Raw genomic sequence first — 23,097 nt, 5'->3', positions numbered from 1 at the left:
ACGGGGGCTTTGCTATGTGGCTAAGTTATTAATGCGTTTGCTTGCTGTGGGCATCCTTTTTCAGCGACAGCACCACCGAAGTACCAATGATGGCAGCCACCACACCCAAGGACACGGCCACCGGGATTTTGTACACGTCCAACAGCAGCATTTTGATACCAATAAACATCAGCACCATCGCCAGACCATACTTGAGCAGCGAGAACCGGTCTGCCATATCGGCCATCAAGAAGTACATGGCGCGCAGGCCCAAAATAGCAAACACGTTCGAGGTCAGTACGATGAACGGGTCGGTGGTGATGGCAAAGATGGCTGGGATCGAGTCCACGGCAAAAATCACATCACTCAGTTCGACCAACACCAGTACCAAGAACAGCGGTGTCACGTAGCGTACCCATTGCACATCACCATGCGGGCCGCACACTTGCTTCTGGATGAAGAAGCGCTCGCCGTGCAGCTCGTCGGTCACTTTCATGTGCTTGCGAATCCAACGGATGACTGGGTTGGTGGACAAATCCGGATCTTGGTCGGCAAACCACCACATTTTGATGCCGGTGATGAGCAAGAAAGCGCCAAACACATACAGCAACCAGTGGAATTGGGCAATCAGCCACACGCCCGCAAAAATCATCACGGTACGCATGATGATGGCACCCAACACGCCAAACACCAGCACACGCTTTTGCAGCTCTAGCGGAATGGCAAAAAAGTTGAACAGCATCAGCCAGACAAACACATTGTCCACCGCCAGCGATTTTTCAATCAGGTAGCCGGTGACAAACTGCAAAGCCTTCTCGTTGGCAACCTCTCGTCCAGCGGCCCCATCCAAGTACCACCACAGCGCGCCCGCAAACAGCATCGAGACACTGACCCAGATGCCCGACCAAGTAAGTGCCTCTTTGAACGAGACGCGATGCTGCTTGCCGCCACCGACGACAAACAAGTCGATGGCCAACATGATGAGAACGATGGCGAAAAACCCCGCCCACATCCACCAAGTGCCGATGGTTTCCATTGTGTGGTTCCTTGTCAAAATTTGAAGCTGGCCGATTATTCTGGCACTATCATTTCTAATAAATAAGCTAGAAATTTAGTTTTAGTTCTAAAAAACCGAAGTATTGATCCATGCTGAACTACCGTCATCTGTACTATTTCTGGATGGTGGCCAAAGAAGGTGGCTTGGCCCGTGCGGCCGAGCGGCTGGACATGGCCATCCAAACCATCAGCGTGCAGGTGCGCGCACTCGAAAAATCCTTAGGTCGCCAACTGCTCAAACCTGCCGGGCGCACCTTGGTACTGACCGAAGCGGGCCAGCAGGTGTTTGCGCGGGCCGAGGCTATTTTTCAGCTCGGGCAACGCTTAGAAGAAGAAATCAGCCAACCAGAGGCGGCCGCCGGAGCCAGCATTCGTTTGGCGGTGGGCTTGTCGGATGGTATTTCTAAGCTGGCAGCCCATACCCTGTTGCGGCCACTCTTGGCTACGGTGGGCTTGCGCCTGTTGTGCCACGAGGGTGAGTTTGAACAATTGCAAAGCGAGTTGGCCCAGCACCATTTGGATGTCGTGCTAGCCGGGCAGGCCGCGCCCTCTAACCCCAACTTGCGCTTGAGCAGTGAGCGTTTGGTGTCCTCCCCTGTCGATTGGTATGGCCCGACCCACTTAGTGCAGGCCAGCACCCAAGCGGCATTTCCAGCCGTGTTGCAACAACTGCCCGTTTTGTTGCCCACCACCCATTCGGTATTGCGCGCCAGTTTAGACCGTTGGCTGGAGGAGCAAGGACTACGCCCCCAAGTGGTGGGGGAGTTTGAAGACAGTGCGCTGATGTCGGTGTTTGCCGCTGGGGGACTGGGGGTTTTTCCAGTCAGCCGCTTGGGGGCCGATGATCTTGGGCTGATGCCAGGTTTAGTGTTGCTAGGCCGTTGCCAAGATTTGCACGAAGAAATTCACGCCATTTATGGCCGTCGGGGGCAACACCACCCGTTGGTGCAAAAGTTGCTGGGGCGGACGGGCCAGATGAATACCGGCCTCTAGCCTAAGCTAGACTGAACGCTATTGCTTGCATTCAGTCCAATCTTTGACCAATTGCGCGGGAAGCCTTGGGGTTCAGCCCGAGGTTCAGAGCGCGAACGGCGTAGCCGTTCTCGGGTGTTAGAATTTCGGCTGGTGTAAATAAGATTCCGAATTCTCCCGCCATTAGGCACTTGGAACCCAGCACAGAAATCTCCGGTAATTTGCTGTCTTTGAGTGGAATCCGAAAGGTAGGCATTTTGCTGAATAAGTCAGCGCAAGCTGATGCGGCGGGGCATCGCCGTCTAGCAGTAGGAATCTCCGGGGTTTAGCCCTTGTCTTTACCCACATTGTGGACGAATCGCCAACAAATACCCAGAAACCAGGTCATCGAGCTTGGTCTGGCCTCGCCATAGCGTTTGCCAGCCGGGTGCTTTATCATGCTTGCGCCCTAAAAAGCCACCCAGTTTGGCCACTTCCCTCCAGTAATCCACCATCGTGAGTGTCTCAGCCTTGAGACCACGCTGCAAACTCAAGACTTGGACATACAAAGCATCTATATGCTCTTTGGCCAAGACTTGTGGCTGGGCTCGTGCTAGGCGACCCAACTCCAATAGACGCGCTGCGGCCACGCTGCAAAAAGCCAATAGCGCCTGCGTGGCATCGGCTTGTTTGAGTTGGCTCGATTCCATGCGACAGCCCGATTTCAAACATTTATGAAACTCCTCAATGCGCCAACGCTGGGCATACCATTGGACACATTGGCGAGCCTGTGCCTCATCGTTGATGGGCCAAGTAGCCAGCAAGAGCCATTGCACCTCATGCACCTCATGCACCTCATGCACCTCATGCACCTCATCCCAGCAGCGCAGTACCGTCGCTTGCAGTGGCTCCATCTTGCTTTGGTTAGGGTCATTTCTGGCAGGTTGGATTTCTACCGCCTGCCAGGCCAGCTGCAGCTCCAAGGTGCGCTGTGCCTGTGCGGGCCGGGCGCGTTGGTGCAAGGACAGCTGCGCTTGTGGTGCCAGTGAACAGGCCAAATTGACCAAATAATCTTGTTTATTCGTGCGCGGATTCAGAAAAATGCGTGACAAACACTGCCACCCCATCTCACGGGCCTTGGCCCAGTAGACAAAAGAGTCACTGCCTCTGTCTCCAATGCTGACCCAGCGTCGGCCCTGCGGCACAGGCCCAACATCGGCCAGCACCTGATGCCAGACATCGGACTCTTTGTCTTTACGGCGGTAACGTTGGGCGCGGGTTTCTGTGTGCTTGTACGAGCCATCATGGTGGCGAGCCCAGCAGCGCTGTGCAGCCACTCCGAGGAGTTGTTCATCCTCAGGATTCAAGCACAGCAAGGTATGCACGAACAAACCTTGGCCGCGGTGGTCTCCGATGGGGCCATAGCCTTGTGCTTGGGTCATAGAGGTGAAGTCGAGTTCTGTGGTGTCTTGGATAAACAGTGCCACGGGTAAATCGGCAGCATCTTGGCGTGTTTGCTGACAATGGGGCTGGAGCAAATGGCTGTGTTGGACACTCTGGCTGTGCAACAGGCGGTAGGCTGCTTTGCATCCACCCCAAGTCTTGGTTTGGGCAGCCAAACCTTTGTATGGGGTTTGCAGGATGCCTAAAGCCAACTTCTGTGCACGGCGTGAACGCCTAGCATCGCCCAGACACGCCTGACCGAACTGTTGTGCTAACCAAACTTCATCGGTGTTCATGTCATATCTCCCAGAAAACCCAGAAAACGACATGAAAGAATTTACCGCTGAGATGTGGGTAAAGACAAGTCCTTTAGGTGGGGGAGGACGTCAATGGGCGTGTTCGGCTTGTCTTCAATGTCCTGTCTGTCTCTGGCCAAGAAGAGCAGAGCAGGAGAGGAGATAGTGGCTCTACCCCTCTTTCGACATCGAAGACAAGACAGACAAACCGGACAAGCTGGACAGCTGATGAAGGTCGTCGCCTGTCAAAGCGGCTCACGACTTGGCTGATGCTGACTTGCACGCGTCGGTAAAAAGTCTTCTGTGACCTGAGGCAGCTCCACTCGCTCAGCCTGCTTGTTGGCATTCAGGTTCCGATAGAGCGTAGCCCGCCCAACCCCAAGCGTTTTGGCGACCTCGGACACTGGGGTCCCTGCTCGAAGCAGCTTCTTTGCAGCGTCGAGCTTGGCCGCGTTCATTTTTGGTTTTCGGCCCCCGAGCCGGCCACGAGCACGCGCTGCTGCTAGCCCAGCGTTTGTCCGCTCCCGTATGAGGTCGCGCTCCATCTCAGCCATCGCAGCCATGACGTGGAAGAAGAACTTGCCCGCACTGGTGCTCGTGTCGATGCCGTCAGTGACGCTTTTGAACTGGACGCCACGCTCCTTGAGCCCGTCGACCAACTCCACCAGGCCCTTGACCGTTCGACCCAGCCGGTCGAGCTTCCAAACCACAAGGACGTCTCCCGAGCGCACGTAAGCCAGGGCCTCGTCCAGGCCTGCCTTTGTCGCAGCTGCTCCTGACACCTGGTCAGAAAAGACTTTCTCGCAGCCGGCCCCCTTTAGAGCGTCGAGCTGCAGGTCGAGTCTCTGTTCTTCAGTGGATACGCGGGCATAGCCGACAAGCATGGTGGTCTCCGTCTCAAATCTCGTTGCGTAGTGTAGCAATGAGACGATGAAAACGAGACAAGATTTTGAGACAGGGCGTCACCAGGAGGGTGCCGGTTTTTGGGACCAGGTCTTGATTCTCCCAAAAACGGAGGTTTGCTGGATGGTGCCCAAGCCCGGTCAGTTGCACTTAATGCTGGCCTGATGCTTTTCAAATGCAAGTCCCTACAACTAAGGACAGGTGGCAACCAGATTAACGCACCAGCCCTAAAACAGACATTCCCTGTCACCCCTTTAACAAAGTCTTGAAAACGGCTTAGCGCACGTTTTAGCGCGTTCTATGGGGGTATCGGGGGCGTAGCCCCTGATGCTAGACCTGCTGCCTATGCACCTACGCAGTGTTAGCCGCGTAGCGCAGCCTATGCGCCTGTAAAGCATTTTTCGCGCCCTGCTTGACAACGCCGCGTAGCGGCCTCTGCCCTAGGAACAACACCACTCGTTTTAAAGCGCACGGTGTTTGCGCATCTTGGGGGCATCGTACCCCCCCCCAGCGAAGCTGGAGAGGGGGTCTATTTTTCGCCAGCGTCTATTTTCCCAGTTACGCACAAATTCACGCTGACCTACTACAGGTTTAAAAAACTACAGGAAAAGAACTACAGGAGGAGCCCGCAAACCCAATGCTGGCGCGGGCTAGCGCGTAGGTAGCGTCACCGTTTATGCGTAAAAATTGCCAAAAGCGTCACCGTTTATGCGTAAAAATTGCCAAAAAGCGTCACCGTTTATGCGTGGATAACTTGGCTTATCCACAGGAGTTATCCACAGGAGTTATCCACAGAGCGCACAAAAAAGCCCGCACTTGGCGGGCTTGAATGAGGCACTTTTGATCGTACTCAGGAGCGTCTAAAAGGGATATGTGGCGGGCTAGGACGCAGTTCAAGCCTGGTATCAGTAGGCCGTACCTTGGCTTCGGGGTACATCAACAGAACGGACTTCAAGTGTTCAATGAACGCTGCTTTGAACTGTCGCGTAAGTTTGTAATCCGCCCCGAACTGCATTTGCAGTGCTGCCCAAGGAATGACCGTAGGTCGCTTGAGGTAGCTCAGGCGGTAAGTTAGCCAAGGGTAGATGTCTAACGCCATTGGAGAGCGTCGTAGCGCTTTCAACACCCGCATGTCCACCGGCACCGGAGATTGGGTGATTTCGTCGTAGAACGACTGTGAGAGCACCAACTTAGACTCCCACATCGATGCCGTTTCAGCAGACTTTGGATGCCACCAAAGATCGTATTTTTCTGCCAAGACAAAGTTGGCTCCCATGTCTCGGACATCGTCTGAGTACCGCGCCGACACCGCAGCAGAGAACAATCGGTTCATTTGTTCACGCAGCCGGGTGATAGACCCCCAACGCCCCCCTGTGGGCACCATATCTAGCTCACGCATAAAGTCTGAGAGCGACTGGCCTAAGACCAGCTCCCGATTTTTAGTACGTACCGCCTCCGTAGTCACCCAAGCCGTCAAAAGACGCGGAATAGAACCATAGGGCAAGCCATGCTTGCCAAGCGCCACAATGGACATCTCAAACGAGCCATTGACGCGGGAAAACCTCATTTCGTCCGTCTTCTTATGGGGCATGGTCGCCTGTGTCAGCGCCCGTGCCATAAAGCCCACCGCACCGGCTTCTTTGGCTTCTTCGGCCTCAATAGCCAATGCGTCTTCAACAAACTGCATGATGTGCTTGTAAGACTTGGTATCCTTGCTGGTAGCCATACTGTTTTTTCCCTTTGCAGATTACTATGGTTAGGTGCTGGCAGGGGGCCTAAATCCCTGCCAGTGCTGCTCAATGCTACCGTGGTAGCGCCAAATGAACCTTGATGGCATCCTCCACAGCCAGCATATCCGCCTTGGATAGCGTTCCCAGTTGGCTCTTGAGCCTAGCTTTATCGGCGGCCATGATTTGATCTGCCATCGCCTTGCTACTTTGTCCGCCCACCGTTACCACCGCCTCGCCGGGGTATTGCCGACCGGTGTTGCTGGTCAACGGCACCACGACCACCCGCGCCAGATGCCGATTGGCAGCATCGTTGCTCACAATCACCGCCGGGCGCGTTTTGCGGATTTCACTGCCGACTGCCGGGTCAAACTCAACCCACCAAACCTCAGCGCGCTGCATCAGCCATGTCTCCGGCTAAGGCGTTGCACCATTGCATCGCTTGGGCTTCTCGCTCTGCATCGGTAGCCATTGCCCGGTAGCCGTCATCCAGTGACGTATCTAAAACATGCGGACGTAGCAAGTCCTCGATGAACTGGCTCATGCGGCGCTTTCCCACGCGCCGGTACAACCCTTCGTAAACCGCTTCATCCAGCGTGATGGTCATCCGTTTGTGCATTCTTACCTCCTAAAACGTTATACGTATAACGTATTTTATGCCTTCTACTGTCCCTTTGCACCACGAACCTGACTTAAATCGAGCACATCCGACACCAGCGGCTTTTGTTCATCACGCACATCGCGCACAACCCGCGAGACCACCCGCTTCCCCTGCTCTTTGAGCCTAGCCCTGTAGGCACGCTGGCGTTCCGCTGCGTTTGCGTATTGGCGCGGCCTACCAACACCACGGGAAACACCGAGGTCAGTCAGTAAATCAACCGTTTTTTGATCGTTTTGGTCTTTCATTTTGTTACGAAGTTATTAAATTATTTTTTATATCATAACTTCGTTTTGAAATTTTGCAAGGTTTTTGTGTATGGGCAATTCTCATAGAATCTCAGCGAGGGCTTCGAATGAGGCTTGGGGCTGCTGCGGATTGGTCGCAGCTAAGTTCTCAAGCCCGTCGCGGCCCTGTCTTTTTCCAAGCCTAGCAACAGGCCCCCTACATCCCCTCCACATCCATCCCGTGCTCAGCCAACCACGTCCTGCGCTGGGCGTAGTCGGGCATTGCGCGCTCCACACGCAGCCAGAAGGCTGGTGTGTGGTGTGGTTCATGCAGGTGTGCCAACTCATGCACCACCACATATTCCACGATGCGGACAGGCAGCAAGATCGTCTTCCAGTGAAAGTACAGCCAGTCGCCTTTGCCGCAAGAACCCCAGCGGTAGCCTAAGTCCTGCACCTTTACCCCAGCTGGCGCCACTTCCATGCGTGACTGGTAGTCAGCCACCCGTCCCGACAACCAGATGCGCGCCCTCTCGCCGTACCAGCGGATGAAATGACCCCTAGCGTCGGCCTGCACCTCGCGGCGCAGTGCAAAGCGGCCATTCACCAGCTTCAAGGGCAAGTCTTGGTCATCGACCCATTGCAGCCGATAGCTGCGCCCCAGGTACAGGAAGCCCTCGCCACCGACGAACGCCTTGGGTGGGGCCTGGCGTTGCAACCGGTCTTTCTCGGCCAACTTGGTATAAATCCAGAACCGCTTCTCGTTGACAAATGCGCGCAGCTGGTCCATGCCCACCTCCGGCGGCGCGCTCAGAATCAGCTCGCCCGTTCGTTCCACCGTGATTTGCATCGTCCGGCGCCTAGTGCTGCGTCGTAGCGTGAATTGCAAGTCGTCCACTTGAATGCAGGTCTCTGCCGCCACAGAAGGGCTGTCCGTTGAATGGTCGGTAGATTGCAAGGGTGCCAGCATGGGTTTAGGCCTGCATCAGCTTGTCGTGGTTGGCCCGCGCCTGCTCCATCAACTTGTCCGCCAGCACACCGGCCTTATCAGCGTTCACTAGGGGCGGGCGCAGGCGCATCAAGTGCTCAAACAGTTGCGTGTTCAGGTCTTCCTGCGCTGCCAGTTTATTCCAGATGCCACGACTGCCTTGCAGCTCCTGCACCAACAACTCCACCAGCTCCACGGTCACATCGTTGAGCCGCAGCAACTCGGCAGCTGTGGGCTCCTGACCGGCACACACCACGTCCAGCACCGTACGCAGGAAGGGCGCGCAATGCTCGGGCAAATCGCTGGGCACGTCGCCACTGCCGGCCTTGCCTGAGCGCAGCTCGTCGATGAGCGCCTGTAGTCTGGCGATGACCTCGTCCCACCTTTGGCCCAGCGTTTTGAGGATGTCGTTCAAGTGTTCCGACAACTTGCGGTACAGCACCGGGTCTTCGTCGGTGTGCTTGCGGATGTGCGAACGGATGGCGTGCTCCATTTCGGAGGCCTTGGCCCGGTCGTTCGCGGTTCGGGCGACGTGCGTCTCGAACTGGGCATCGGTCAGCTGAATCGGCGGAATTTTGGGGTCTATGCCCAGCGATATCACATGGTCGTCAATCAGCTTGCGCACCTTGGCCCCGACATCCTTGCCCAGCACCGGCGCGTCTTTGTAGCGGTTGCGGGCGCGGGCATAGAGGTAGGCCAGGCGCTTGGCATCGCTGCAGTAGGGCAAACCCTCCGGTCGCGGCAATACCGTGTCTAGGGAGCCCAGAAAAGCCTTGAGCTTGACGTTGAAATCAGCCCGCAGGCGCTCATCGCCTAATGCAGTGAGACAGGCCTCGGTGTCGTCCAGCGACTCGATGCCCTGACGGCGCAGCGCATCCACCACGCGCAGATGCCGCTCACGCAGCACCGGCACCTCGTCCTTCAGGCTGGCCAGCGCGCCTTCCACGTCCTCGTCAGCGTAGGCCGCCAGCGCCTCCTTCAAATGCTGGGCCACGCCGTAGTAGTCCACCACAATGCCGCAACGCTTGCCGAAGCCGGTGCGGTTGACGCGGGCAATCGCCTGTAGCAGTTCTGCCTCGCGGATCGGGCGGTCAAGGTACATCACCCCCTCGATGGGTGCATCAAAGCCGGTCAACAGCATTGACTTGACGACCAGAAAGGCCAACGGGTCGGTTTTCTCGGGCTTGGCGTGGAACAGCGGCTTCTTGAAGCTCTTGACTAGCTGCTCGTGCGCCGCGCCGTCGGTCCACGGCTTCCACCCTGGGTCATCGTTATTGCTGCCCGAAATGATAGGGGCGAATTCGATGCGTACCAAGGTGTCGCGGTAGCGCCAAGCCTGCACCACCGCCTGCACCTTGGCCGGGCGCTGGCACAGTGCCTCGTCATCCAACGCCTTTTCCTCGGGTGAGAGCGCGTCGGCTTGGGCCAGCAACGCATCGCGGGCTGTGCGCAGCGCCTCAAAGTAACGGATCGCTGCCAACCGGCTGTATGCCACCACCTGCGCCTTGTAGCCGTTGGGCAGGATGTTGGTCACGTAGTGGCGCAGGATGTCGGCTGCCTTGTCGGCAATCAGCTCCGGGGCATCAAAAATGTGGCCTTTGGTGGCGTACTTTTTCTTGATGGCCTCCAGCTCCTGTGGCGAGTGCTGGCGGAACAGGTCTTCAAACAGCTCATCCAGGCTGGCACCGTCCTTGATAGCGCCGTTGGCGGTGCGGCCCTCATAGAGCACCGGCACCGTGGCGCCGTCTGCCTCGGATTCCTTGATGGTGTATTTGTCAATGAACGCGCCAAAGATGTCGTGGGTGCGCTTCTTCTCGCCCATGATGATGGGCGTGCCAGTAAAGCCAATTTTGGCGGCATTGGGTATGCCCGCCATCAGGTAGGCGTGCGAGTCCTTGGTGTGGCTGCGGTGCGCTTCGTCCACCAGCACCAGAATGCTGTCGTCCTCGTTCAGTACCTCGAACTTCTCGTCAGCTTGGCCACTTTTGCCGTAAGTGGCTTGTGGCTCTGCCACTTTGGGCAAATCGGCCGCGTGCAGGGGCGCATCATCCACGCTGTCTGGGTCGCGGTACTTTTGGATCGTCGCAAACACCAGCCCTGGGCCTTTGCGCTGCACCAGCGCCTTCACGCCAGATATGCTTTTGGCCACTTCCACCACCTCCCCGGTCAGGGTAGCAGTGGCGGACAGCTGGCCCTGCAAGTCCTTGCGGTCGGTAACGACGATGACCTTGAAGCGCCGCAGTTGTGCGTCTGCGCGCATCTTTCGCACCAGAAACACCATAGTCAGGCTCTTACCGGAGCCCTGGGTGTGCCAAATCAGGCCGCCACGCTGGTCGTGTTCCCCTTGCTGGCGGCGGGTCTGGCCGGACTTGAGCCGGGCAATCGCCCGATTCACGGCCCGGTACTGCTGGTAACGGCACACCGTTTTGATGGTCTGCCCGCCCGCCTGCATGAACAGCATGAAGTTCTGCACCACATCGAGCAGATGCGCGGGGGTCAGCAGCCCGACAATCAAGCGCTCTTGTTCCGAGAGCACAGACTTACCTAGCGCCTGCGCTGCCTCTATCTCGCTGCCAGTGCTGTCGGGGCCGACCACCGTTTTCCACTGAGAGTAATGCTCAAAAGCCGCGCCCACGCAGCCCACGCGGGCCTCGTCAAAGCTGGTAGCCACCAGCAGCTGGTTGGTGGCAAACAGCGCCTCGTTGCCCTCGTTGTCGTCCACCTCGAACGCGGCTTTGCGCTGGTTGCTGTAACGGCGCAATTGGTCCACGGCCTCGGCCAGCGGCTCCGAGACGGACGGGCTTTTGCACTCGACCACCACCAGCGGGATGCCGTTCACCAGCAGCACCAGATCGGGCACGATGAAGGCCTTGCCGGTGTTGAAGCCGGGCGGGCAATCGACGCGGTACTGGTTGATGACCGTAAAGCGGTTATTGGCCGGTGTCTCCCAGTCGATGTAGCGGATGGTCTGGCCACGCCCACCGTTCCAGCCCGGCAAGCCATTCACCGTCAGGCCACGGGTCAACAGCGATGTCGCCTTCTCGTTGGCCTCCATCAGCTTGTGCGTGCCCAAGCGGGTGAGGGCAGAGACGGCCTCCAGCAGCCGCGCATCGTCCAGCCAGGGGGCACCGTCCGGGTCGGGGTTGAGGGCGCGCAGTCGTTCGCGCAGCACGCCCTCCTGAATCACCTCGGTAAAGCTGTTGCGGCCGGTGGCTGCCGGGTCGTCGAGACTGCCAGCGTTATAGGCCCAACCAAGTGCCTGCAACTGGGCCACGAACGGTTTTTCGACATCTTCGAGTTCCCTGCCCATCGGCTACTCCTTTTGGGGAAATGGATGGCGTTCATCCGTTTCCATCCGTTTCCATCCATTTACGCCCCGTTCTCCCATCCGGTAGAACGCCCCACGCCCAGCACCTTCCAGCTGCAGCAGGCTGTCGCCCTGCATCCGTTTCAGCAAGTCCTTGGTCTGCCCCTCACTCAAACGGCACAACTCCATCACCTCGGCACGTTTGATTTGCCCGTGCTGGCGCACATAGCTCAGCACCATTTGCTCGTGCTGAAGCGCCGTAAAACCCGCCTGCCGCGTATAGCCTGCCTTATCGCCAGCGGCGCGGTAAACGGTCAAGGATAGCGTATAGCTGCGCCCCCGCGTCGTGCCGTGGGCCTCCACCAGACCGGCCTCGGTCAGCGCCTCCAGCGTGCGCTTGGCGCTGGCCGCATCGCGCTGGATACGCTCGGCCAGCTCCTCAGCCGTTACACGCTTGAGCTCCCGGATAGCCGCCAGCGCAATCAGGCTGTCAATCGGCAACTCGGCCCCCCGGCGGCGCTCCTCTTGCACCACCAGGCGCCGAAAATCCACATCCGCCGGGGTGGTCGGCAAGCGCACCACCACGCTATGCACATCGGTACGCGAATAGTCGGGGCTGGGGCGGCCAAACTTGAGCATGCCCCGGAAGATCGTGTCCACCCCGCGCCCTGAACGCTCCACCACGCCCACGCGCTTCATGGCATCGGCCAGGGCACGGTTGCGCGGGCGCGGCTCGGTGACCAGCAAGTTGGCCAACGTCACACCATCGACCAGACCGCCGGGGTTGCTTACCACCAGCACGTCGTCCTCTAGGCGCACATGCACGGCACCGAGGCGGTGGTAATCGCGATGAATCAGGGCATTGGCCACCGCTTCGCGGAAGGCGGCCATGTCCACCAACGGCACCGGCACGCGGAACAGGCCGACCTGTATCTCATCCTCCGGGTTGTAGGGGCGAAAGTTGGTTTCCAGCCAATCCAGCGCCTTGAGCAGCGGAAAACGGCGAAATTCGTTGAAGCGCACCGCCTGCTGGGCCAGCACCTGAAAGGCAAACTCGTGCGTGGGCACCCACTGGCGCAGTGAGGTCTCGCGGCCCACCAACAGCAGGCCGGTCAGCGTAGGCACCCGGGATCCGTCTGGCTGGCGTGCGGTCAGGCCCAGCGCACCGTCCAGCGCCTCGTCGTCCAGTTCCAGCAGCACCCGGTCGCCGCCGTACTGTTGCACCGCTTGGCGCAGGCGCTCGCGCTCCAGCGGGTCCAAGTCGGCCAGCGTGGCACCGGCCACCGGCTGCGCCGACACATCGACCAGGCCCAGGCTGGCCGCCCGGCTCTCGCGCTCGTGCGGCAGCATGGGGGCGCACTCGGGTGTGCCGTCGTGCTTGAGGCGCCGGCGCAGGTACACGCCGCCCACCGTGGCCACCACCGTTTGCGCCTTGGACACGGTGATGCAGGCCACGGGTAGGCCCGCGGCCTCCACCGGCTCCACCTGCACCCGCAGCGAGGGCGAAGTGCGCGCCGCCACCAGCCCGGCCAGGCCCGCCAGATTGCGGTGTTCCACATGCAGGCCGGTGGGGGTGCTGTCGTCCTCCACACCCAGCCACAGCGTGCCGCCCTCGGCATTGGCCAGGCAGACGATGGCCTCGACCAGATCGCTGTCGGGCAGGCGCTTGCGGTCGCTTTTGAACTCGACGGTGAGCGATTCGGCGCTGGGCAAGGCGGGGATCATGGGGCAGCGGCCTCCAGCAGGGGCGTGACGCGGACGCGGCCAGTGAGGAGGTCATCCATGAGGCCGGATTTTTGCTGTTGCCACTTCGTCAGGGCATATTCCTCAGCAGCTAATTTGGCGTTCGCTGTATCTGCACATGTGGCAATTGCTTCTTGCTCCGATTGGGTTGGAAGGGCCACTCCTAAACGACTTAGCTTTGTCCGATTAATTGTGTTTAGGCCAGAACTCGTAGCAGCTTCATTCCGCCAATAGTTGCGAACAAATGCTGAGTTCAGCCACAACAGGCCAAAATTTGGGGAAACTGAAATTGCCCTCAGTCTGAAAAGGTGATTTTGAAAGAGCATACCTTCGGCAGCTTCTGTGACTAATGCACATCTACCAATTTCTTCAACGCTTGCATGTCCTTCAACGAGAAGTAAATCACCAACTCGCAAAGCCTTTGATTTCATTTCTGCTGCTGATGCCTGAAGTTGTGCCACATCATCAAGATGAAGTCTTGCACGGTAAACATTGGCAACTCGCAAATAGGGGTGGGCGTTTGATCGTGGGAGTCGATGCGGGCCTAGTGTGATCCCTGAATCAACGCAAAAACTATTGGCAACAGTAGATGTATCCCACTCTTTTGGAATCCACCCCAGCGGCGAGAGCTTGTAAAGATGCGGTGCTTCGGTTTGGGGCGGGCGCAGTTCGCCGTTGGCCGCAATGCCGCGCGTGAGCAGGTCGTGCAGCAGCCCCTGCTTTACCGCCTTGAGCTTGGCGATCAGGGCCTCGGTTTCGTGGATGGCAGTGTCGAGTGTGTCGAGGATTTGGGCGATCTTGGTTTGCTCGGTCAGCGCTGGATACCTAACTGGTAATGCTAAAAGCTTGGACTTAGGCAAGTTTTTCATGCTACCGCTGGTGCCGGTTGCATGAACCTCAATATAACGGCGATACGCTATAGACTGCAACACGAACGACAGCCAGCGCATACTTATTTTTGCGCGATCCTTGGGCTTGAGTTGCCAGAGTCGATCAGGCAGAAACAGTGACGGATACGCTTTGCAAACATAACAAGATTCTCCGACAAGCTCCGGTGTGTTCATGCGGCTAACCAAAATAGAATCACCTAGAACTGGCTCAGCAACCAAATGTCGTTCACCCTCGACGACGGTTTTATTTTCGTCCGCAAGAAATTCCCCACCGCTTACGGCACTGGTCTTAAGTACGCCGATTTCGCCTGAACCATGTGGTCGATTTTCGGCATTGACGCTTACGCCTGCATCGAGTGCAAGAATTAAGTCGGTAAGCTGACCATCAAACCAATCAGACATACCCCAACCCCTTCAAAAACCCCTGCAAAGCCTGTGCCGCTGCATCGCGCTTGCCTTCAATTTCGGTCAGCGTAACGCGGTATTTGTCCCACCAGTTCTCAAACGCGGCCACGATTTGCTTACGTTGCGCGGCGATGTAGCGCTCCACAATGGCGCGCATATCGTTGTGCAAAATGGTCAGCAGCAGCTCGGCGGCGGCTTCGGGTGTCAGTCCGGCCACGGCGGTGCCAATATGCTGCTTAAAGCTATCGTGTTTGGCCTTGAGCTGTTTTTTAACGGCAGCCAGTTCCTTCTTCCATTCTTTCAGCTGGGCTTCGTCCACGGCGTTCTCGTCGTCGGGGTCGGCAGCTTCGGCGCTGGCGTCAGTGTCGCCGCCGTCTTCGCCTTCGGCTTCTTTGGGGCTGGCGGCCTTGATCTGGCTGTCCAGCTCGGCCTTTTTGGCCTCCAGCGTGGTGATGGCCTCGACAAAGTCGCTCATCAGCAACTTGACCAGCTTGTGCTCCAGCGGGCTTTCCTTGCTGGCCTTGTCCTCCAGTGCGGTCACGATGCTGGTGCGCCAGGCATCGGCCACGCCCTTGGCTCCGCGCGCTTGCAGGGTCAAAAAGTCGTATTTGGTCTGGTACCAGAACCCGGCCACAATGCCGCGCACCTGGAAGGGGTCGAGCAGGCCGATGGCCTCCAGGCTCTGGCTAAAGCTGGTCAGCAGGTCGGAGCGCAGGGCCACCAAGCTGGCAGCACCGTCGTTGCCGCTTTGCATTTGCCCAGACAGGGCCGTGATGCGGGCGCTGTGTGCTTGCCACCATTGTGCAAAAGCGGTGCGGATGGCGGCCTCCTTAGCCACCAGACCGGGATTGTTTTCGATGCTTGGTTTGATGGCTTGGCGGCTGTCGAGGGTGGGCGCAAAGTCGAAGTAATTCGCATCCCTGTCCACCAGGAAATCCAGCGGATTCAGGCCGTGGGCGCTGAACAAACCGGCTTTGGCAGCTACCTCGGCTCTGGGGATACCGCCCACCAGATGGGCGCGCACGTCGTGCGGTTCGGGCGGCGGCGCGTTGTCGGCATAGCGGCGGATGTTAAGGTTGTAGCCGTTGGTCTTGAGGGTGGCGTTGTCCACAATGCTTGAGAAGCCGTCGATGGCGCGGAATTCGTCAAACGTGGTAACGATTTTCTCGATGTGCTCGGGCAGCAGGTAGTTCTGGGCGCGGCCTTCAAAAAACTCCCGGTCGGCGTTGATGAACAGCACCTTACCCTGGCGCTCGGCAGGCTTGCCGCTGACGCGCTGGGCACCGTTTTGCACCCGCTGGCGCAGCACCAGAATGCAGGCGGGGATGCCGGTGCCGTAAAACAGGTTGGGCGCCACACCGATGACCGCTTCGAGCAGGTCGTCCTCAATGATGCCGGCGCGGATGGTTTTTTCCTCACCACCCCGAAACAGCACGCCATGCGGCAACACGGTGGCCACCATGCCGCCGTCGCGGGTAACGGCCAGCATGTGCTGCAAAAACATCAGGTCTGCTTTTTTGGAACCTAAGGGCACTTGGCCGTAGCGGAAGCGTTCCGGGAACTTGGGCACCCAAGCGGGCGTGCCATCGGCATCCGTTTCGGTATTGCCCCAATTGATAGAAAACGGTGGGTTGGTCAGCACACGGTCGAAGTGCATCAACTCGCCACCTTGGATATGCTGAGGCTCGGCCAGGGTATCCTCGTTTTCCAGTTTGGCGTTCCTGATACCGTGCAGCAGCATGTTCATTTTGGCAATCGACCATACTGTGCCGTTGAACTCTTGCCCGAACAGGCTGGCTTTGCGGCCATCTTCGCCATGCTCGTCGATATATTCCTTAGCTGCAATCAACATGCCGCCAGAGCCACAGCAGGGGTCGTAAATATCGTGGGCCAAACCAGGCTTGATAAGGCGCACCATCATACGCACCACTGAGCGTGGCGTGTAGAACTCGCCACCTTTTTTGCCCGCCGAATCGGCAAATTCACCAATCAGGTACTCGTAAGCAGCCCCCAGCAGGTCGGGAAACTCCAAATCGTCGTTGCGCAGGCGGTGGATGCCAAAGTGGGTAATCAGTTGGCGTAGCTTGATGTCGGGAATTTTGCCTTGACCGACTTTTTTATTGAAATCGATGTGGTCCAGCACCCCCTCGAGGCTGGAGTTGTGGTCTTCAATGCCAGAGAGTGCCTTGTTCAGGAAATTGCCAATGTTCTGGTGTGCATTACGCAACAAGTAAGGGTACTGTGACTGGAGTGGAACCCAGAACGCACCATCTTTTTTGTACCACCGTGGGTTTTCAGCAGACTCCTCGGCTTGGTCTGGCGTTTCACCTGCTGCGAGCCGCTCAGCAATCACCTCTTCGCGACGCTGCTCAAACACGTCAGAGCAGCGTTTGAGAAACAGCATCCCGAAGATGTATTCCTTGAATTCGGAAGCATCCATCTTGCCGCGTAGGATATCGGCGGCTTTGAAAAGGTGGCGTTCTAGCTGGGGCAGGGTCAGGGGCATAAAGGGGAATCCGGTTTTTTGTACGTTTTTACTTTTTTGCTTTTTTAAGCATTTCCGTATTTCTGCAAAAGTAACTCGCGCACCTCATCGACGATCTTGCTGCCACGCATCGCGCATTGAGACTTGATGGAGCGGTGCAGGCTCTCGGGGATGTCAATGGTCAAGCGCTTCATCGGCTCGACCACCGCCTGACCTGCGGTGCGACTATCTACCCACGAATCGACGGCATCGGGTACAGGCCGGTTGGTGGGTTTGGTGCCAAACTCTATTTTTTTGGTGTTCATCCGTTTGCGCGTGAAACCTCGGCATTCATCCCGGGGAGGTAGAGCGCGGAACGCATCGCGTTCTTTGCTTTGGGCCATACCTGCTCACGTCCATTCAATAGCCCGACTGACAGAAATTAGTGCAAGGCTTTTCACCTCTGCTGGGCCTTGCGGCTCTGCCCGTAAGGGCCTAGTGACGCGCACCTTGCGGTGCGGCTCCCCTCGACCATGTTGTGTACCGGCTTGCCCTTGCGGGCGGTTCCAATCCGTTTCGTGCTTACCCTGTCGCTTGTCTGCAACCAGAACTTTCAGAGCTTGGGACTGACGAAGCATCCCAAGGTAAGCTTCGCACCTGCACACAACGTAGCACCCGCTCTACTCGGCAATGAAGCCCGGATTAAGGCATCCGGGGTGCTGGGTCTGGTCAACCCGAACTTGCAAAGCTTTCGCCTTCTAAGCTCCGACCTTCAGGTCGGGGTAGTTGACGTACTCCATCAATTCAGCTGCAACAGCCTCCATCTCGACAACGGCTGGCCCCGCAGCATCGACTTCAAAAATGGCCTGCCCCTGGGCAGCAGTCTCGACAAAAACAACCCGCTGCGCCAAACTAGCTTGCAACACATGGACTGGGTAAGCAGCGAGGGCTTCGCGCACATCGCGCCCGATAGCTGTGTTTGTAATTTTACGATTTACAACAAAAACAGATTTTATTTTTTCTTTATAAACACGGGCTTCTTCAATCAGCTTCACAACCTCTTCTGCCGCCCAGATGTCATAGGGCGACGGCTGGACGGGTATCACCACGATGTCGCTGGCCAGGATGGCAGATCGTGCCAAATCGGTGACTCGCGGTGGGCCATCAATGATGATGTGGTCGTAGCCTTGGCCAATTTGGCTAATTTCCTTATGGATGGTCGGACGGGGGAAGCCGACAACAGAAAACAGGGGCTCGCCCTGCCGTGCAGCAGCCCAGTCCAATGCACTGCCTTGGGGGTCTGCATCAATCAACAACACACGTACCCCAGTGCGGGCCAGACCAGCGGCCAAGTTGACACTGAGAGTGGTTTTGCCAACTCCACCCTTTTGGTTTAATACACCAAAAATCATGTTTTCACCTTTTAATATTTTGTAAAAATTATACTTTACAGAAAAACGTAAAAAATGAAATCATGATTTACGTTCTGCACCCCTGTGGTAGCACCTCTGGCATTGAGCCCACCGCTGCCTTGCAGTCGAACACTACAAAACCGACGCGCTGAAAAAAGGGAGGGCAATTCAATCGCACTCCCAGGTATAGCCGCCTCGACAGGCTTACCGCCCTATGCTCACAGACGCTGCATTACCGAGCTCGCGTGCAAACAAGGCCGAGGCCTTGGTCAGCAACTCTTTTTCTTCCCGCAACTGCCGCACCAGTTCTTCCAGCGCACCAATGTGGTCCTCCTGCTCAGTGCGCGCTTGGGCGCTTGCAGTTTGCTCTGCCTCAAACTCCCGCACCCAGCTGCACACTGCGCTGTAGGTCAGGTTCAGTTCTTTGCTGATTTCGCTAATGGTCAGATTGCGCTCACGCATGAGCTGGACAACCCATCGCTTGTAGTCTTTGTCAAAATGACGGCGAGAGCGACGTTTTTTCGCATTAGCTGTGGGCTGGATGTGGGTGCCTTGGAAGGCGCACAACGGGTCAGCTTGTCGCTCCTTTGCCGATTCGGCAGTAATGTTGACTGCTGCACCGGCACTCGCCATCGACCTGATGCGCTTGAGTGCCCTGACACCACGCAGGCCGCGGCCCAAGGCCTGCTCTAGCTGAGCAGCCACTGGCGCCCTCGGATTCAAATCAAGCACCACGTCGAGGGCGTCAGAAAGTCCAGTTGCAGCTCGCTGGAGCAATTTGAAAATTTCGAGATCGGTGGGATTGTCCTGAAAGGACGGCGCATGTGAGGGCGCAGAAGAAATGTTTTGCATGGAAAGGCTCCGTATTGAGACTTAGAACCCAGCGACTGCGTTTTCAAGCACAGTCATGGTGGGTGGCGGGATGTTGAAAACACGTAATACGCCGTGCGACCACCCTTGCGGCATGATCCATCCCGCCGAAAATTAGGCGTGACAAAACCCTGCTTACCGGTGGGGGTTGCGACCGCGTATTAGAGATGTTTTCAAGCATCAGGCCTTTTCAGCCCAAAGGAAATTTACCACGGAAACCCAAGTGGTGCCGAAAACAAGAACAGGGCAATACCTACCGGCAACACTTTGATCCGCGGCGATACCCACCAAGGTGATGCCCCACCGGGATGGGCCAAGCACCCGGCAAGCGAACCCACCCCAGTGCTACTAAGCAGAGATTGCCATCTAGGTAAGGATTTTTTGCACTTGGACCCCATCTCGCCCCTCTCGCGTGCCTATACGTCTGTTCTTAACTTTTTAAGGACTTTTTATGGACACTGATTCCACCACCATCCCCCCCGACAGACAAGACCTGGCCGCAGGCCCTTTTTCGGTATCGCTCAAGTTCAACAACACGAGCGCCATGCTCTACCGCAACCGCTACCTCCCGCGCAACGGCGAACAGCCTGGCCTCTCGGCACAGGAGTTTCTCTGCTCTTTTTCTATCCACAAAACCGAGATTCCCCACGAATTCCACGTGCAGCTGATGCTGGCGACGAATGGACAACCTCACCGGTACGAGCAGCTGATGCAGCGCATTCAAACCCGTGTTTTGGAACCAGCGCGCCGACGTCAGCAAGAACGCCGGAGCATCGAACAGCTGAACCAGATGCGCGACTGGGTCACTTTTGCACAGCAACAAATCAATCAAGCCGCAGACTGTGCCTATCGCGACTCCCACCTGGCAGACCCTAAAGTCCAACATGGGGTGCGCCAGCTGCTGCAAAAAGCCCAGTGCTTGCTGATACAACCCCAAGCTGCGGCACCTGCCCAGGACCACAGTGCTGACCCTGAAGAACGACTACAGCAATTGCTGGAGAACATCAATAATGACCTTGCACAAGTCCAAGCCATAATGCCCACCGCTGGCCAACAATTTGAGCGGGGCTATAAATTTGCCGACTACACCGTGCGGCAAGTGCAGCAGCTGTGGTTCAACACGGCGGACGCGATTGCAGTGTTGAACCAGCGTCAGCAATTTAAACGACCGAATCACTGGAGCGAGATGCGCCAAAAAGTGATGCACTCAGCGAGTCAAAAGGCTACCGAGGTTTTAGCAAGCGCACCAGAGCAAGAGCCACCAGGTGATGAAATTTCACTTGGTGGCATCACCGGTGAAGAGTAGCAGTTAGCCACTTCTCAGTATGAAGACTACACCGGCAAAACCAGTGTGGCCCGGTTACTTGCGCTCAGACAATTGCAGGCGCTCGCCGTGACTGACCTTTTGCACAAAGAAAAGGGGTGGCCGCTCACCACGATACCCCTTGTGCCAGGCATGCTGCTGCAAGGCCCATGCCTGCTCGCGCACGCCATGAAAGCCGGGCTGATGGGCCAGCCGCTGCAAAGTCTCTTGCACTGCAGCCTGGTGGCCCTTGCCCAGCTGCTGATTGAGCAAGGCGTAGGCATCGGCCATCTCCTGCTTGCTGCGACGCCAAGTCCAACTGGCCTTGCCGCGTTCGCTCCTGCGCACCAGCTCATAACCCAGCCAAAGCAGCCGCTTTTTATCAGTTACATCGCGCAGCTGCTCCAGTGACTCCAGCTCCCCTGGCGTGAAGAGCATCAACCACTGCACCGTCTGTGCGTCAGGCGGGTAGTACATCACCAGCAGCGCGTTAGCTAGCCCATGCTGCTTGCGCGTCAGGCGCCGGGCGGGTGTCGCACCAATCGCATGGCGCTCGTGCAGCTTGTTCGCCAGGGCATAGGCCTTGTTCGCTGGTACTTCTCCAGAGGTGTAGCGCGTGTACCCCTTGGGGACGCTATCGAGTACCCTGGCGAGGGCGGCAGTTTTGCAATGGGCAATCGGTGTTGTTGCGGGCATCGGGAACTCCAAAAACAACGTATAGCGTTCGCGAGACCGATGGCAGCGCCGGGGCGCTGCTCCTTGGCAGCAGTTGGATTTGCAGTGTGATTCGGTGCGGCGCAGCCGCACGTAATGATGTTCCAAGAAAAAAAATCCGCACACCAGGTGTTCGCGAGCTATACACGTATAGGCAACACACCACAAAAGTGATTTGAAGCAGAAAAGGCAACATGCAAAGCAGCGATGCGAAGGCATCGCGCACTTGCATGCGCAGCGGCCTGCCTATGTGCTCTTGCTCGCAGGAGCACTCGGGCAGATCGCCAAACTGCAACACGCACAGCCGAAAGGCAAGCCGGGGCGCCACCCCGGCAGTGACATGAAAACGCCAATTCAGTCACGAGCAAACGCTGTAGCCGCATGCCTCTAATAGGGCTGGTGCGGCTGCGAAGGGCGCTGGGGAGTGCAACTCTTTCCTTCGACCCAATCAATCTGATGGCCCGGCAGACATTCCGGGCGAAGTTGGGCGACCGTGAAACGGCGCTGGGCAGGAAATGGCCCAGTGACCTGGTTATGTGTGAAAGTCGGATAAGGCCGACCGGTGGGACGTATCGAAAGAGCGTAACGCCTGCCGCACAGGATGGCTTCTGAGGTACTGGTGACAGTACAGGGCGTGGAGGGGAAACCCGGAAACGCTGGCACCTTGGGAAACCTTGGGTCGATGAATAGCTCAAACCTGTAACGGCACCCTTCGAGGGTGCTTTCGCGGAGCAACGTGGAGCCATAGGCATGAAGCCGTGGTTCGTAGTCGATGAAGCGGACGGTGAGTAAACGAAGGGCTCTGGAACATCGCCTCGTTGAAATCTACGGAAAGCTGGAAAGCTAGCCGTCTTGCAGAGACAGTGGCACCACGTTGCGCAGTAGCAGTAATCTAAACGGGGAGCCTCTTGGCATACCAGCTCGGTTGGCACCGGTTGGGCTCTATGGTCAAGAGGGGGAGACTGATGAGTAGGGTTTGACTTGTATGCGATACGACCGAAGCATGCAGGGAGCTGCCTTGAGCAGCGGCGGGTTTGGCGACCCGTTCCCGAAAGTTGGAAGCGTTTATGCGAAAGTGTGTGTTTGCCCCTGTGAAGGGGCATTGAATAGGGCTTGGCAGCCCGTTGCAGCGATGCGCCGCTCTAACGCCTTGGCGGGTGGGGGAGCGAACCCAAATCTTGGCGGATTTGGTAGGAAGAGAGGGAAAATATTTTCCAGTACGACCGGATCGCTCCTATAGGAGCACCGGGTGATTCGTTTGGCACCAGGCATCCCTTGGTGCATTTACTCCTGCCATTGGCTTAGGCCAATCGCAGACTCACGACCAGCCTGACAGATGTCGGGCTGGTTACTCCAAAGCCCCTCCTGCTCTTTTTTACCAGGAGGGGTGTCCTGAGCGCCAGCGGGCTAATGGCTTAAAATAAATTAACGACGTTATTAAATAAAAATTTAATAAAATAACGCAGTTATGAAAATAAGAAGTAAAAAGGGGTCAACTCACGAAACGGAAAAAATCGTACGGTAAGGGTGCACGGTCTCAGGTTAGGGCTATAGGCCGTGCATCAGCAGTGTCCAGAAAAGCAGAAAAAGGCCCTAATCTGACGGTTTTATCTCTCGAGTCTGATGTCCAGTTGGGGCATAGCCTTAACTGACACCACCTCCCAGGGCCTGATATAAAGCAACACTATCGACTAGGCGTTGTGCCTGGGCCGCAACCATATTGATCCGGATTGACTGTGCCTGTTGCTGCGCGATGAGCAG

The 23,097-nt window shown here is 57.2% G+C and carries 18 protein-coding genes; 2 read left to right on the top strand and 16 right to left on the bottom strand.

Annotation, left to right across the window (positions count from 1 at the left end):
* Window positions 1-28: 28 nt before the first annotated feature.
* The gene (locus PHX60_RS14050; RefSeq protein WP_300078919.1) at window positions 29-1,015 is read right to left on the bottom strand and encodes a TerC family protein; all 987 of its coding nucleotides are present in this window, start codon (window positions 1,013-1,015) and stop codon (window positions 29-31) included.
* A 110-nt stretch (window positions 1,016-1,125) separates the two neighbouring features.
* Here PHX60_RS14050 and PHX60_RS14045 point away from each other — a divergent pair, with 110 nt between their 5' ends.
* Window positions 1,126-2,028 (top strand): LysR substrate-binding domain-containing protein, encoded by a 903-nt coding sequence (locus PHX60_RS14045; protein ID WP_300078917.1) that lies wholly within the window; start codon window positions 1,126-1,128, stop codon window positions 2,026-2,028.
* Between the two features lie 317 nt (window positions 2,029-2,345).
* Here the strand turns inward: PHX60_RS14045 and PHX60_RS14040 are convergent, their stop codons facing one another.
* From PHX60_RS14040 to PHX60_RS13975, 14 genes are all read right to left on the bottom strand, one after another.
* Window positions 2,346-3,725: an IS4 family transposase gene (locus PHX60_RS14040; RefSeq protein ID WP_300078915.1), complete on the bottom strand. Its 1,380-nt coding sequence runs from the start codon at window positions 3,723-3,725 to the stop codon at window positions 2,346-2,348.
* A gap of 245 nt (window positions 3,726-3,970) precedes the next feature.
* Entirely contained in the window at window positions 3,971-4,609 is a 639-nt protein-coding gene (locus tag PHX60_RS14035; RefSeq protein ID WP_300078913.1) for a recombinase family protein, read from the bottom strand.
* 869 nt (window positions 4,610-5,478) lie between these two features.
* Window positions 5,479-6,354, bottom strand: a complete 876-nt coding sequence (locus tag PHX60_RS14030) for a replication protein RepA (RefSeq protein ID WP_300078911.1) — start codon at window positions 6,352-6,354, stop codon at window positions 5,479-5,481.
* Between the two features lie 76 nt (window positions 6,355-6,430).
* Window positions 6,431-6,757: a type II toxin-antitoxin system PemK/MazF family toxin gene (locus PHX60_RS14025; RefSeq protein WP_300078908.1), complete on the bottom strand. Its 327-nt coding sequence runs from the start codon at window positions 6,755-6,757 to the stop codon at window positions 6,431-6,433.
* Window positions 6,744-6,974, bottom strand: a complete 231-nt coding sequence (locus PHX60_RS14020) for an addiction module antitoxin (protein ID WP_300078906.1) — start codon at window positions 6,972-6,974, stop codon at window positions 6,744-6,746. The genes PHX60_RS14025 and PHX60_RS14020 overlap by 14 nt, the downstream gene beginning before the upstream one ends.
* Window positions 6,975-7,018: 44 nt before the next feature.
* Entirely contained in the window at window positions 7,019-7,261 is a 243-nt protein-coding gene (locus PHX60_RS14015) for a hypothetical protein (RefSeq protein WP_300078904.1), read from the bottom strand.
* Between the two features lie 196 nt (window positions 7,262-7,457).
* Window positions 7,458-8,090 (bottom strand): SprT family zinc-dependent metalloprotease, encoded by a 633-nt coding sequence (locus PHX60_RS14010; protein WP_300078902.1) that lies wholly within the window; start codon window positions 8,088-8,090, stop codon window positions 7,458-7,460.
* A 124-nt stretch (window positions 8,091-8,214) separates the two neighbouring features.
* Window positions 8,215-11,538, bottom strand: coding sequence for a type I restriction endonuclease subunit R (locus PHX60_RS14005; protein WP_300078900.1), 3,324 nt, complete (start codon window positions 11,536-11,538; stop codon window positions 8,215-8,217).
* Between the two features lie 3 nt (window positions 11,539-11,541).
* Window positions 11,542-13,260 carry an ATP-binding protein gene (locus PHX60_RS14000; RefSeq protein WP_300078898.1) on the bottom strand — a complete coding sequence of 573 codons (1,719 nt, stop codon included), beginning with the start codon at window positions 13,258-13,260 and terminating at the stop codon, window positions 11,542-11,544.
* The gene (locus PHX60_RS13995; RefSeq protein WP_300078896.1) at window positions 13,257-14,570 is read right to left on the bottom strand and encodes a restriction endonuclease subunit S; all 1,314 of its coding nucleotides are present in this window, start codon (window positions 14,568-14,570) and stop codon (window positions 13,257-13,259) included. Before PHX60_RS13995 ends, PHX60_RS14000 begins: the two co-directional genes overlap by 4 nt.
* Window positions 14,563-17,079, bottom strand: coding sequence for an N-6 DNA methylase (locus tag PHX60_RS13990; protein ID WP_300078893.1), 2,517 nt, complete (start codon window positions 17,077-17,079; stop codon window positions 14,563-14,565). The genes PHX60_RS13995 and PHX60_RS13990 overlap by 8 nt, the downstream gene beginning before the upstream one ends.
* A gap of 44 nt (window positions 17,080-17,123) precedes the next feature.
* Window positions 17,124-17,363 carry a hypothetical protein gene (locus PHX60_RS13985; protein ID WP_300078891.1) on the bottom strand — a complete coding sequence of 80 codons (240 nt, stop codon included), beginning with the start codon at window positions 17,361-17,363 and terminating at the stop codon, window positions 17,124-17,126.
* Window positions 17,364-17,795: 432 nt separating this feature from the next.
* A complete protein-coding gene (parA, locus tag PHX60_RS13980) occupies window positions 17,796-18,449 on the bottom strand; it encodes a ParA family partition ATPase (RefSeq protein ID WP_300078889.1) in 654 nt (217 codons plus the stop codon).
* A 204-nt stretch (window positions 18,450-18,653) separates the two neighbouring features.
* Window positions 18,654-19,301: a transposase gene (locus PHX60_RS13975; RefSeq protein ID WP_300078887.1), complete on the bottom strand. Its 648-nt coding sequence runs from the start codon at window positions 19,299-19,301 to the stop codon at window positions 18,654-18,656.
* A 469-nt stretch (window positions 19,302-19,770) separates the two neighbouring features.
* On the opposite strand from PHX60_RS13975, the gene PHX60_RS13970 reads away from it, so the two are divergent.
* Complete coding sequence (locus tag PHX60_RS13970; protein WP_300078885.1) at window positions 19,771-20,625, top strand: hypothetical protein; 855 nt, start codon at window positions 19,771-19,773, stop codon at window positions 20,623-20,625.
* 54 nt (window positions 20,626-20,679) lie between these two features.
* Here the strand turns inward: PHX60_RS13970 and PHX60_RS13965 are convergent, their stop codons facing one another.
* Window positions 20,680-21,318, bottom strand: coding sequence for a hypothetical protein (locus PHX60_RS13965; RefSeq protein ID WP_300078883.1), 639 nt, complete (start codon window positions 21,316-21,318; stop codon window positions 20,680-20,682).
* Window positions 21,319-23,097: the final 1,779 nt, after the last annotated feature.

The sequence above is a fragment of the Giesbergeria sp. genome (assembly GCF_028686475.1).
Lineage (GTDB): Bacteria > Pseudomonadota > Gammaproteobacteria > Burkholderiales > Burkholderiaceae_C > Simplicispira.
Note: the sequence above shows the minus strand (reverse complement) of the source record. Positions and strands in the feature narration are given on the sequence as shown.